Origin of the sequence: Bacillus cereus group sp. BfR-BA-01355 (genome assembly GCF_022663675.1) — a bacterium.
Classification (GTDB): Bacteria; Bacillota; Bacilli; order Bacillales; family Bacillaceae_G; genus Bacillus_A; species Bacillus_A thuringiensis_S.
In genome coordinates this window covers 22,309-34,705 of record NZ_JAKUFY010000055.1, presented here as the reverse complement: position 1 = coordinate 34,705, position 12,397 = coordinate 22,309, and the positions used below count along the sequence as shown (strand labels likewise).

The window sequence follows — 12,397 nt, the reverse complement described above, 5'->3', positions numbered from 1 at the left end:
TAAGCTCTCTAGCGCCGATGGTAGTTGGGACCTTGTCCCTGTGAGAGTAGGACGTCGCCAAGCAAAAACCTAAGTCGTTTCGACTTAGGTTTTTTTGTGTTTATTTTTATTTACCGAATGTTATAATTCATAAATTTAATAACGCTAAAGACGAAAAAAGAATGAAATAGAGACTTTTAAAATAGGACACATTATTTCTATCATAAGTATATATTTTAAATAATGAGATGCTATAAATAAGTATTCAATAATTACAACAATTACTGCGATAGAAAAAATAAATAGGATAATAGCGTAGTTCTTTCTTTCATGTTTATCCTCCTTAGAAATTAAATCGTTATAATAAAAGTTCTATTGATGTGTAGAATACAAGAGTGTACATATTTTGATTTAAAACATACTGAAGTACTATATAAACGATTATAAGTAAATAGATCTCTAGAAATATATATTCTAATTCCCTTTTCTTCTTGCATATAGTTGCAATTCTTCTTTTGAATATAACTAAAACACGAACGTTATTGACTACTAATAAAAAAACATTCGATTATTTATTGACATCGTTTATGAAATATTGTTAATATAGCCATAGAAACAATAATATAAGACCTCATATAATCGCGGGGATATGGCCTGCAAGTCTCTACCTAACGACCGTTATTCGTTAGACTATGAGGGAAAGTCACTCGGTATTTTTCTATTCACAAGGGATACGTATGCCTGAGTAGAGCGCTTTCTCTCATAGTAAAAGAGAAACTGTTCTATTTCAGGCTTTTTTTATTTGAATCGGGGGGATTCTAATATGAAATCACTAGTTGGAGTCATAATGGGAAGTACGTCAGACTGGGAAACAATGAAATATGCTTGTGACATTTTAGATGAATTAAATATACCGTATGAGAAAAAAGTTGTATCCGCTCATCGGACTCCGGATTATATGTTTGAATATGCAGAGACGGCTCGTGAACGTGGATTGAAAGTTATTATTGCTGGAGCTGGTGGAGCAGCACATTTACCAGGAATGGTTGCAGCGAAGACAAATCTTCCTGTAATCGGAGTTCCAGTTCAATCAAAAGCATTAAACGGCCTAGATTCATTATTATCCATCGTCCAAATGCCAGGAGGCGTTCCAGTTGCAACTGTTGCAATTGGTAAAGCCGGTTCAACAAATGCTGGATTACTTGCTGCACAAATACTTGGATCATTCCATGATGATATACATGATGCATTAGAATTGAGACGAGAAGCGATTGAAAAAGATGTGCGTGAAGGTAGTGAACTAGTATGACGAGAATCATTTTACCTGGAAAAACGATCGGCATTATTGGAGGCGGCCAGCTAGGAAGAATGATGGCATTGGCAGCCAAGGAGATGGGATATAAAATTGCTGTTTTAGATCCTATAAAGCAATCACCATGTGCACAAGTTGCTGATATTGAAATTGTTGCACCGTATGACGATTTAAAGGCAATTCAGTATTTAGCAGAGATAAGTGATGTTGTCACATATGAATTTGAGAATATTGATTATAGATGTTTACAATGGCTTGAAAAACATGCTTACTTGCCACAAGGTAGTCAGTTGTTAAATAAAACGCAAAATCGTTTTACAGAAAAGAATGCAATTGAGAAGGCTGGGTTACCAGTAGCAACGTATAGATTAGTTCAAAATCAAGATCAGCTTACAGAAGCAATTACTGAGTTATCATTCCCTTCCGTCTTAAAAACGACGACAGGTGGATATGATGGGAAAGGGCAAGTTGTTTTAAGAAGTGAGGCTGATGTTGAGACAGCAAGAAATCTTGTGGATAAAGCAGAGTGTATTTTAGAGAAATGGGTGCCTTTTGAAAAAGAAGTATCCGTTATTGTGATTCGTAGTGTAAGTGGTGAAACGAAAGTATTTCCGGTAGCGGAAAATATCCATGTAAATAACATTTTGCATGAATCTATCGTTCCAGCTCGCATTACAGAAGAGCTTTCTCAAAAAGCAATTGCGTATGCAAAGGTACTTGCGGATGAATTAGAACTTGTGGGAACACTAGCGGTAGAGATGTTTGCTACAGATAATGGTGAGATTTACATTAATGAATTAGCACCAAGACCTCACAATTCAGGACACTATACACAGGATGCATGTGAAACGAGCCAATTTGGTCAACATATTCGAGCAATCTGCAATTTACCTCTAGGAGAAACAAATTTGTTAAAACCAGTTGTCATGGTAAACATTTTAGGCGAACATATAGAAGGGGTCCTAAGACAAGTGAATAGATTAACCGGGTGCTATTTACACTTATATGGAAAAGAAGAAGCAAAAGCAAAGCGGAAAATGGGGCATGTTAATATTTTAAATGATAATATTGAAGTTGCTCTAGAAAAAGCGAAGAGTTTGCATATTTGGGACCATCAAGAACAACTGTTGGAGGGAAAAAGATGATTAGTCGTTATACACGCCCTGAAATGGGTGCGATTTGGACGGAAGAGAACAAATTTAAAGCGTGGTTAGAAGTTGAGATTTTAGCTTGTGAAGCATGGGCTGAGCTTGGCGATATTCCAAAAGAAGATGTTAAAAAAATTCGTGAACATGCATCATTTGATATTGATCGTATTTATGAAATTGAAAAAGAAACACGTCATGATGTAGTTGCATTCACTCGTGCTGTATCAGAAACGCCAGCACTAGGCGAAGAACGTAAATGGGTTCATTACGGTTTAACATCTACAGACGTAGTAGATACAGCATTATCTTACATCTTAAAACAAGCGAATGAAATCATATTAAAAGACTTAGAGAACTTTGTAAGCATTTTAGCTAACAAAGCGAAAGAGCATAAATACACAATCATGATGGGAAGAACACACGGTGTTCATGCAGAACCAACAACATTTGGTTTAAAACTTGGTCTTTGGTATGAAGAAATGAAACGTAACGTAGAGCGTTTCAAGCAAGCAGCTGATACAGTTCGCGTTGGTAAATTATCTGGTGCGGTTGGTACATATGCAAATATCGATCCATTCGTAGAAAAGTATGTTTGTGAAAACTTAGGATTAGAAGCAGCACCAATTTCAACACAAACATTGCAACGTGATCGCCATGCTCATTACATGTCAACACTTGCACTAATCGCAACATCTATCGAAAAGATGGCAGTTGAGATTCGTGGTTTACAAAAGAGTGAAACACGTGAAGTTGAAGAAGCTTTCGCAAAAGGTCAAAAAGGTTCTTCTGCAATGCCGCATAAGCGTAATCCAATTGGATCTGAAAATATGACTGGTTTAGCTCGTGTTATCCGCGGTTATATGATGACAGCTTATGAGAATGTTCCATTATGGCATGAGCGTGATATTTCTCACTCTTCAGCAGAACGCGTAATTTTACCAGATGCTACAATCGCGTTAAATTACATGTTAAATCGCTTTGGTAATATCGTTAAAAACTTAACTGTATACCCAGAGAATATGAAACGCAATATGACAAGAACATACGGCTTAATTTATTCTCAGCGCGTAATGCTTACACTAATCGACAAAGGTATGGTACGTGAAGAAGCTTATGATATCGTACAGCCTAAAGCGATGGAAGCTTGGGAAACACAAGTACAATTTAAAGAGCTTGTAGAAGCTGATGAGCGTATTACAAGCAAGTTAACACAAGAAGAAATTAATGAATGCTTCAACTATGAGCATCACATGCAACACGTTGATACAATCTTTGAACGCCTTGGATTAAACGAAGCGTAAAATTTCATATGGCACAGAATAGAGTCATTCTGTGCCATTATTTATAAAAACATTATTCACATTTTTCAAACTACAGGGGGCTTGCGAAATGCAAAAGCTAGAATTGCTGTATGAAGGTAAGGCAAAAAGAATTTATCGTACAGAATCAGCAGATATGGTTTGGGTAGAGTACAAAGATAGTGCGACTGCTTTCAATGGGGAGAAAAAAGAGACGATTACAGGAAAAGGTCGTTTGAACAATGAAATTACAACTTTATTGTTCAGAAAGTTACAAGAAGTGGGAATTAAAACACATTTTGTTGAGAAGTTATCTGAAACAGAACAACTTGTTAAAAAAGTGAGTATTATTCCTTTAGAAGTTGTCACAAGAAATGTAATTGCAGGAAGTCTTTCAAAACGATTAGGAATGGAAGAGGGAACTGTACTTGCAGAACCAATCGTAGAATTTTACTTCAAAGATGATGATTTAGGAGATCCGCTTGTAACGGAAGATCATATTCGTGTATTAAACGTTGCATCGCCAGAGCAAGTAAGTGTATTACGAGATATGGCTCTACAAATCAATCAAGTGTTGATTGATCATTTCGCAAGCTGTCGTGTAAGATTAGTAGATTTCAAATTAGAGTTTGGTGTAACGGAAGAAGGAGAAATCATTTTAGCGGATGAAATTTCACCAGATACTTGCCGTTTATGGGATGAAACGAGCAATGAAAAGTTTGATAAAGACGTATTCCGTCGTGATCTTGGAAATTTAACAGAAGCTTATGAAGAGATTTTAAAACGTTTAGGGGGAATTTCACATGTATAAAGTTAAGGTATATGTAACATTAAGAGAAAGCGTATTAGATCCACAAGGAACAGCAGTAAAAGGAGCACTTCATAGTCTTTCATTTACAGAAGTACAAGACGTTCGAATCGGAAAGTACATGGAACTAACAATTGATAAATCTGTATCTGATTTAGATAGCAAGGTAAAAGAAATGTGTGAAAAACTATTAGCGAACGTTGTAATGGAAGACTTCCGTTATGAAGTTGAGGAGGTTGTCGCACAGTGAAATTTGCCGTAATAGTATTTCCGGGTTCGAACTGTGATGTCGATATGTTCCATGCAATTAAAGATGAGCTTGGCGAAGAAGTAGATTACGTTTGGCACGATACAGAGAATTTAGATGAATATGATGCAATTCTACTACCAGGTGGATTTTCTTATGGTGACTACTTACGCTGCGGTGCTATTTCTCGCTTTGCTAATGCAATGAAAGCAGTGCAAAAAGCTGCTGAGCAAGGAAAGCCGATTTTAGGTGTATGTAATGGATTCCAGATTCTTGTTGAATCAGGATTACTACCAGGAGCGTTAATGAGAAACGAAAACTTAAAATTTATGTGTCGCACTGTTCAGTTGCGTGTTGAAAATAATGAAACGATGTTTACATCACAATATGAAAAAAATGAAATAATCAATATTCCAATCGCTCATGGTGAGGGGAATTACTATTGTGACGAAGAGACTCTTAAACAATTAGAAGAGAATAATCAAATCGCATTCCGTTACGTAGAAAATCCTAACGGTAGCGTTTCAGATATTGCTGGTATTGTAAACGAAAAAGGAAATGTACTTGGTATGATGCCACATCCAGAGCGTGCTGTAGATGAATTACTTGGCGGTGCTGAAGGGTTAAAAGTCTTTCAATCTATCTTAAAACAGTGGAGGGAAACATATGTCGTTAATGCTTGAACCAAATCCAACACAAATTAAAGAAGAGCGTATATATGCGGAAATGGGGCTAACAGACGAAGAGTTTGCCATGGTTGAAAGGATTTTAGGTCGTCTGCCAAATTATACAGAAACAGGATTATTCTCTGTAATGTGGTCTGAACATTGTAGTTATAAAAATTCAAAACCAGTTCTTCGTAAGTTTCCAACGACAGGTGAGCGTGTTCTGCAAGGACCTGGAGAAGGTGCTGGGATTGTAGATATAGGTGATAATCAAGCAGTTGTATTTAAAATGGAAAGTCATAACCATCCTTCAGCTATTGAACCATATCAAGGAGCTGCAACAGGTGTTGGTGGTATTATTCGTGACGTATTCTCTATGGGAGCACGTCCGGTAGCTCTATTAAACTCACTTCGTTTCGGTGAATTACAGTCACCACGTGTGAAATATTTATTCGAAGAAGTAGTAGCAGGAATTGCAGGATACGGTAACTGCATCGGTATTCCGACTGTTGGCGGCGAGGTACAATTTGATCCATGTTATGAAGGAAATCCACTTGTAAATGCAATGTGCGTAGGTTTGATTAATCATGAAGACATTAAAAAAGGGCAAGCGCACGGTGCTGGTAACACAGTAATGTACGTAGGGGCATCGACTGGTCGTGACGGTATTCACGGTGCAACATTCGCGTCGGAAGAACTATCTGAAAGTTCAGAAGCGAAACGTCCAGCGGTTCAAGTAGGGGATCCATTTATGGAGAAACTTCTTATTGAAGCGTGTTTAGAATTAATTCAATCTGATGCACTTGTTGGAATTCAAGATATGGGTGCGGCTGGTTTAACATCATCTTCTGCAGAAATGGCAAGTAAAGCAGGAATGGGTATTGAAATGTACTTAGATGATGTACCACAGCGTGAAACAGGAATGACACCATATGAAATGATGCTATCTGAATCACAAGAGCGTATGTTAATTGTTGTGAAAAAAGGTAGAGAACAAGAAATAGTAGATTTATTTGAGAAGTATGGTCTTGCAGCAGTTACGATGGGGAAAGTAACAGAAGATAAAATGCTTCGTTTATTCCATAAAGGTGAAAAGGTAGCTGAAGTTCCAGCAGATGCTTTAGCAGAAGAAGCACCAATTTATCATAAGCCATCAAAAGAAGCAGCATACTTTGCTGAATTCCAAGCAATGAAAATGGAAACGCCAAAAGTAGAAAATTATAAAGAAGCGTTATTCGCTCTATTACAGCAACCAACAATTGCAAGTAAAGAGTGGGTATACGATCAATACGATTACCAAGTTCGCACAAGTACAGTTGTGACACCAGGTTCAGATGCTGCAGTTGTACGTGTACGCGGTACAGAAAAAGGATTAGCAATGACGACAGATTGTAACTCTCGCTACATTTATCTAGATCCAGAAATGGGCGGTAAAATTGCAGTAGCAGAGGCAGCGCGAAATATCGTATGTTCTGGCGGGGAGCCACTTGCAATTACAGATTGCTTAAACTTCGGTAACCCAGAAAAACCAGAGATTTTCTGGCAGATTGAGAAATCAGTAGACGGTATGAGTGAAGCTTGTCGCACATTACAAACACCAGTTATCGGCGGAAACGTATCGATGTATAACGAGCGTAGTGGCGAAGCTGTATATCCAACACCAACTGTTGGGATGGTCGGACTTGTACATGACTTAAAACATGTAACAACACAAGAGTTTAAGCAAGCTGGCGATTTAGTTTATGTAATCGGTGAGACGAAAGCTGAGTTTGGCGGAAGTGAATTACAGAAAATGATTCACGGTAAAATCTTCGGGCAATCACCAAGTATCGATTTAGATGTAGAATTAAAACGCCAAAAACAAGTATTAGAAGCAATTCAAGCTGGTCTTGTTCAATCTGCACATGATGTTGCTGAGGGTGGTTTAGCAGTTGCGATTTCAGAAAGTGCAATTGGTGCTAAAGGCTTAGGTGCTACTGTGAAATTAGATGGAGAAGCAACAGCAGCATTATTCGCTGAATCACAGTCTCGCTTCGTGATTACTGTAAAACGTGAAAATAAAGAGGCGTTTGAGAAAGCGGTAGAAGCAATCCAAGTTGGAGAAGTAACAAGTACAAATGAAGTAACAATTCATAATGAAGAAAATGAAGTATTACTTACAGCAAATGTAGATGAAATGAGAAAGGCTTGGAAAGGGGCAATCCCATGCTTGCTGAAATAAAGGGGTTAAACGAAGAATGTGGCGTTTTCGGAATTTGGGGGCATGAAAATGCAGCACAAGTTTCATACTACGGATTGCACAGTTTACAGCACCGTGGACAAGAAGGCGCAGGCATTGTCGTAAATAATGGTGAGAAAATTGTCGGTCACAAGGGGTTAGGTTTAATATCAGAAGTGTTTTCAAGAGGCGAGCTAGAAGGATTAAATGGAAAATCAGCAATCGGACATGTACGATATGCAACAGCTGGTGGAAGTGAAGTTGCTAACGTTCAACCATTGTTGTTCCGTTTTTCTGATCATAGTATGGCGCTAGCTCATAACGGGAATTTAATTAATGCAAAAATGCTTCGCCGTGAATTAGAGGCAGAGGGAAGTATTTTTCAAACAAGTTCAGACACAGAAGTACTTTTACATCTTATTAAACGTAGTACGAAAGACTCTTTAATTGAAAGTGTAAAAGAGGCTCTGAATAAAGTGAAAGGTGCGTTTGCGTATCTTTTACTAACTGGAAATGAAATGATCGTTGCGTTAGATCCAAATGGATTCCGTCCGCTTTCAATTGGAAAGATGGGGGATGCTTACGTTGTAGCATCTGAAACATGTGCTTTTGATGTAGTAGGTGCAACATACATTCGCGATGTAGAACCTGGTGAATTACTTATCATTAATGATGAAGGAATTCACGTAGATCGTTTTACAAACGATGTAGAACATGCGATTTGTAGTATGGAATACATTTACTTTGCACGACCAGATTCTAATATTGCTGGTGTTAACGTTCATGCAGCGCGTAAAAATATGGGAAAACGTTTAGCAGCGGAAGCTCCTATTGAAGCGGATGTTGTTACTGGTGTACCAGACTCTAGTATTTCAGCAGCGATTGGCTATGCGGAGGCAACAGGCATTCCGTATGAATTAGGATTAATTAAAAATCGTTACGTTGGACGTACTTTTATTCAGCCTTCTCAAGAACTGCGTGAGCAAGGGGTTAAGATGAAGCTTTCAGCAGTAAGAGGTGTAGTGGAAGGGAAACGAGTTGTTATGATTGACGATTCTATCGTAAGAGGAACGACAAGTAAACGAATTGTTCGTATGCTTCGTGAAGCTGGAGCGACAGAAGTTCACGTAAGAATCGCTTCACCACCTCTTAAGTATCCATGTTTTTATGGCATTGATATTCAAACGAGAAAAGAATTAATTGCAGCAAATAATACAGTAGAAGAAATCCGTGAAATGATCGGAGCAGATTCTTTAACATTTTTAAGCGAAGATGGATTAGTAGATGCAATTGGGCGTCCATATGAAGGGAAATATGGCGGTCTATGTATGGCTTATTTTAATGGGGACTATCCAACAGCTCTTTATGATTATGAGCAAGAGCTTTTAGAAAGTATGAAATAAGAAAAGTGAAAAAAGCTTCTACTTCTTTTGATGTAGAAGCTAGCTCCTTTCTTAAAATAGCCCGCCCTGGATGGGGAGAAATTAAAAGACGAGGTGTAAATAACGATGGCGAATGCATATAAGCAAGCAGGAGTAGATATTGAAGCTGGATATGAAGCGGTATCTCGCATGAAAAAACACGTACAAACAACTATGAGAAAAGAAGTACTAGGCGGTTTAGGCGGTTTTGGAGGTATGTTTGATCTATCAAAATTTGCATTAGAAGAACCTGTATTAGTATCTGGAACAGATGGCGTGGGAACGAAATTGATGCTCGCTTTTATGGCAGATAAACATGACACAATTGGTATTGATGCAGTAGCAATGTGTGTAAATGATATTGTTGTCCAAGGAGCAGAGCCGCTTTTCTTCCTTGATTATATTGCTTGTGGTAAAGCTGAACCTAGTAAAATTGAAAACATCGTCAAAGGTATATCAGAGGGCTGTCGCCAAGCTGGTTGTGCATTAATCGGTGGAGAAACAGCTGAAATGCCAGGAATGTATTCTACGGAAGAATATGATTTAGCTGGTTTTACAGTTGGGATTGTTGATAAGAAGAAAATTATAACAGGTGAAAAAATTGAAGCTGGTCACGTGTTAATTGGCTTAGCATCTAGCGGTATTCATAGCAATGGTTACTCTTTAGTACGAAAAGTGTTACTAGAAGATGGAGAACTATCTTTAGAGCGTATTTATGGTCGCTTAGAGCTACCTCTTGGTGAAGAATTATTAAAACCAACGAAAATTTATGTCAAACCTATTTTAGAACTATTGAAGAAACATGAAGTATACGGTATGGCGCATATTACAGGTGGCGGATTTATTGAAAATATTCCACGCATGTTGCCAGAAGGAATCGGTGCTGAGATTGAACTAGGATCTTGGAAAATTCAGCCGATCTTTAGTTTACTTCAAGAAGTTGGAAACCTGGAAGAGAAAGACATGTTCAATATTTTTAACATGGGTATTGGTATGGTAGTGGCAGTAAAGGAAGAAGATGCAAAAGATGTTGTTCGTCTTCTTGAAGAACAAGGAGAAACGGCTCGTATTATTGGACGTACTATACAAGGAGCTGGTGTTACTTTTAATGGGGGCACAGCACTATGAGTAGATTAGCGGTTTTTGCTTCTGGAAGCGGATCTAACTTTCAATCTCTCGTTAATGCGGTAGAAGAAAAAAGATTGGATGCAGAAATTAGTTTATTAGTATGTGATAAACCAGAAGCACGCGCTGTTGGTCGGGCACATTATCATCATATTCCGTGTTTTGCTTTTTCAGCGAAAGCATATGAGTCAAAAGAAGCGTTTGAAAAAGAGATATTAAAGAAGCTAGAAGAATATGAAATTGACTATGTTATTTTAGCTGGATATATGCGTTTAATTGGGCCGACGTTACTAGAAGCATACGGCGGGAAGATTATTAATATTCATCCATCATTACTACCGAGCTTTCCGGGTAAAGATGCTGTCGGTCAAGCATTAGAAGCAGGTGTGAAAGTAACTGGAGTAACGATTCATTATGTAGATGCAGGTATGGATACAGGGCCAATTATTGCGCAAGAAGCAGTAGTTGTTTCTGAAGGGGATACGAGAGAAAGCTTACAAAATAAAATTCAACAAGTTGAGCATAAATTATACGTAAATACAGTGAATCAAATTGTTCAGTCTGTGAAAGAATCAACTGTTAACTAACATACAACCAGGGGTGAAAGATAAATGAAAAAGCGTGCATTAGTAAGTGTTTCAGATAAAACAGGAGTAGTAGAATTTGTTAAAGGGTTACTAGAACAAGGGATTGAAGTTATTTCAACAGGTGGTACGAAAAAGTTACTAGAAGCAAACGGCTTACAAGTAATTGGTATTTCTGAAGTAACTGGTTTCCCTGAAATTATGGATGGCCGTGTGAAAACATTACATCCAAATATTCATGGTGGTCTATTAGCAGTTCGTGATAATGAAACACACGTAACACAAATGAATGAATTAGGTATTCAGCCAATTGACTTTGTTGTTGTTAACTTATACCCATTTAAAGAAACAATCGCTAAGCCTGATGTAACATTTGCTGATGCAATTGAAAATATTGATATCGGTGGCCCGACAATGATTCGCTCTGCTGCGAAAAATCATCAATTCGTATCTGTAATTGTAGATCCAGTAGATTATGATGTTGTATTAGCAGAACTAAAAGAGAACGGCGAAGTAATGGATGAAACGAAACGTAAACTAGCAGCGAAAGTATTCCGTCATACAGCAGCATATGATGCGCTAATTTCTAACTATTTAACAGAGCAAATGGGTGAAGAAAGTCCAGAAACATTAACTGTGACATTCGAGAAAAAGCAAGACTTACGTTATGGCGAGAACCCACATCAAAAGGCAACTTTCTATAAAGCGCCATTCGCAGCAACTTCTTCTGTTGCATACGCAGAACAATTACACGGTAAAGAATTATCGTATAACAATATTAATGATGCAGACGCAGCGCTCAGCATCGTAAAAGAATTTACAGAACCAGCAGTAGTAGCAGTAAAACATATGAATCCATGTGGTGTTGGAGTAGGAACTGATATTCACGAAGCATATACTCGTGCTTATGAAGCAGATCCAGTATCAATCTTCGGCGGTATTATTGCAGCAAATCGTGAAATTGATAAAGCTACAGCAGAAAAGTTACACGAAATTTTCTTAGAAATCATTATTGCACCTTCTTTCTCAAAAGAAGCTTTAGAAGTATTGCAAAGTAAGAAAAACTTACGTCTACTAACTGTAAATATTGAAAAAGCGACAAGTGCAAGCAAAAAACTAACTTCTGTACAAGGTGGGCTTCTCGTTCAAGAGGAAGATACGTTATCATTAGATGAAAGTACAATTTCAATTCCAACGAAACGTGAACCTTCAGAGCAAGAATGGAAAGATTTAAAACTAGCTTGGAAAGTTGTAAAGCATGTGAAATCAAATGCAATTGTTTTAGCGAAAGATGATATGACAATTGGTGTCGGTGCAGGACAGATGAACCGTGTAGGTTCTGCAAAAATCGCAATTACACAAGCTGGTGAAAAAGCACAAGGTAGCGCACTTGCATCTGATGCTTTCTTCCCAATGCCAGATACATTAGAAGAAGCAGCAAAAGCAGGAATTACAGCAATCATTCAACCGGGCGGATCAATCCGTGATGAAGATTCTATTAAAGTGGCGGATACGTATAGGATTGCTATGGTGTTCACTGGCGTACGTCATTTCAAACACTAATAGAGGATGTTTAAAAGGTCCGGTCGAGA

General features: G+C 37.9%; 11 protein-coding genes, 1 pseudogene and 1 riboswitch. Of the genes and pseudogenes, 11 read left to right on the top strand and 1 reads right to left on the bottom strand.

Annotated features, from left to right (window positions below; translation table 11 throughout):
• Positions 1-127: 127 nt before the first annotated feature.
• Positions 128-311 (bottom strand): annotated as a pseudogene (locus tag MR167_RS33380) (hypothetical protein).
• A gap of 279 nt (positions 312-590) precedes the next feature.
• Positions 591-692, top strand: a riboswitch (purine riboswitch).
• Between the two features lie 110 nt (positions 693-802).
• Here MR167_RS33380 and purE point away from each other — a divergent pair.
• From purE to purH, 11 genes are all read left to right on the top strand, one after another.
• The gene (gene purE, locus MR167_RS18365; RefSeq protein ID WP_000839367.1) at positions 803-1,288 is read left to right on the top strand and encodes a 5-(carboxyamino)imidazole ribonucleotide mutase; all 486 of its coding nucleotides are present in this window, start codon (positions 803-805) and stop codon (positions 1,286-1,288) included.
• Positions 1,285-2,436: a 5-(carboxyamino)imidazole ribonucleotide synthase gene (purK, locus tag MR167_RS18360; protein ID WP_000196763.1), complete on the top strand. Its 1,152-nt coding sequence runs from the start codon at positions 1,285-1,287 to the stop codon at positions 2,434-2,436. Before purE ends, purK begins: the two co-directional genes overlap by 4 nt.
• Positions 2,433-3,740, top strand: a complete 1,308-nt coding sequence (gene purB / locus MR167_RS18355) for an adenylosuccinate lyase (protein ID WP_000625682.1) — start codon at positions 2,433-2,435, stop codon at positions 3,738-3,740. The genes purK and purB overlap by 4 nt, the downstream gene beginning before the upstream one ends.
• A gap of 88 nt (positions 3,741-3,828) precedes the next feature.
• Positions 3,829-4,548: a phosphoribosylaminoimidazolesuccinocarboxamide synthase gene (purC, locus tag MR167_RS18350; protein ID WP_001170545.1), complete on the top strand. Its 720-nt coding sequence runs from the start codon at positions 3,829-3,831 to the stop codon at positions 4,546-4,548.
• A complete protein-coding gene (gene purS, locus MR167_RS18345; protein WP_000278823.1) occupies positions 4,541-4,795 on the top strand; it encodes a phosphoribosylformylglycinamidine synthase subunit PurS in 255 nt (84 codons plus the stop codon). The genes purC and purS overlap by 8 nt, the downstream gene beginning before the upstream one ends.
• Positions 4,792-5,475: a phosphoribosylformylglycinamidine synthase subunit PurQ gene (gene purQ, locus MR167_RS18340; RefSeq protein ID WP_000666782.1), complete on the top strand. Its 684-nt coding sequence runs from the start codon at positions 4,792-4,794 to the stop codon at positions 5,473-5,475. The genes purS and purQ overlap by 4 nt, the downstream gene beginning before the upstream one ends.
• Positions 5,459-7,678, top strand: a complete 2,220-nt coding sequence (gene purL / locus MR167_RS18335; RefSeq protein WP_000055594.1) for a phosphoribosylformylglycinamidine synthase II — start codon at positions 5,459-5,461, stop codon at positions 7,676-7,678. The genes purQ and purL overlap by 17 nt, the downstream gene beginning before the upstream one ends.
• Positions 7,663-9,078 carry an amidophosphoribosyltransferase gene (gene purF / locus MR167_RS18330; protein WP_000879026.1) on the top strand — a complete coding sequence of 472 codons (1,416 nt, stop codon included), beginning with the start codon at positions 7,663-7,665 and terminating at the stop codon, positions 9,076-9,078. The genes purL and purF overlap by 16 nt, the downstream gene beginning before the upstream one ends.
• A 105-nt stretch (positions 9,079-9,183) precedes the next feature.
• On the top strand, positions 9,184-10,224 hold the full coding sequence (gene purM / locus MR167_RS18325) for a phosphoribosylformylglycinamidine cyclo-ligase (RefSeq protein WP_001262424.1): 1,041 nt from the start codon (positions 9,184-9,186) through the stop codon (positions 10,222-10,224).
• Positions 10,221-10,808 (top strand): phosphoribosylglycinamide formyltransferase, encoded by a 588-nt coding sequence (purN, locus tag MR167_RS18320; protein ID WP_000088578.1) that lies wholly within the window; start codon positions 10,221-10,223, stop codon positions 10,806-10,808. The genes purM and purN overlap by 4 nt, the downstream gene beginning before the upstream one ends.
• A 24-nt stretch (positions 10,809-10,832) precedes the next feature.
• Positions 10,833-12,368: a bifunctional phosphoribosylaminoimidazolecarboxamide formyltransferase/IMP cyclohydrolase gene (gene purH, locus MR167_RS18315; RefSeq protein ID WP_242315190.1), complete on the top strand. Its 1,536-nt coding sequence runs from the start codon at positions 10,833-10,835 to the stop codon at positions 12,366-12,368.
• The last annotated feature ends 29 nt before the right edge of the window (positions 12,369-12,397 follow it).

Excerpts from the sequence above, each read along its gene's own strand:
- purM (WP_001262424.1), top strand. The coding sequence starts at position 9,184 with ATGGCGAATGCATATAAGCAAGCAGGAGTAGATATTGAAGCTGGATAT.
- purN (WP_000088578.1), top strand. The coding sequence starts at position 10,221 with ATGAGTAGATTAGCGGTTTTTGCTTCTGGAAGCGGATCTAACTTTCAA.
- purL (WP_000055594.1), top strand. The coding sequence starts at position 5,459 with ATGTCGTTAATGCTTGAACCAAATCCAACACAAATTAAAGAAGAGCGT.
- purE (WP_000839367.1), top strand. The coding sequence starts at position 803 with ATGAAATCACTAGTTGGAGTCATAATGGGAAGTACGTCAGACTGGGAA.
- purB (WP_000625682.1), top strand. The coding sequence starts at position 2,433 with ATGATTAGTCGTTATACACGCCCTGAAATGGGTGCGATTTGGACGGAA.
- purH (WP_242315190.1), top strand. The coding sequence starts at position 10,833 with ATGAAAAAGCGTGCATTAGTAAGTGTTTCAGATAAAACAGGAGTAGTA.
- purC (WP_001170545.1), top strand. The coding sequence starts at position 3,829 with ATGCAAAAGCTAGAATTGCTGTATGAAGGTAAGGCAAAAAGAATTTAT.
- purF (WP_000879026.1), top strand. The coding sequence starts at position 7,663 with ATGCTTGCTGAAATAAAGGGGTTAAACGAAGAATGTGGCGTTTTCGGA.
- purK (WP_000196763.1), top strand. The coding sequence starts at position 1,285 with ATGACGAGAATCATTTTACCTGGAAAAACGATCGGCATTATTGGAGGC.
- purS (WP_000278823.1), top strand. The coding sequence starts at position 4,541 with ATGTATAAAGTTAAGGTATATGTAACATTAAGAGAAAGCGTATTAGAT.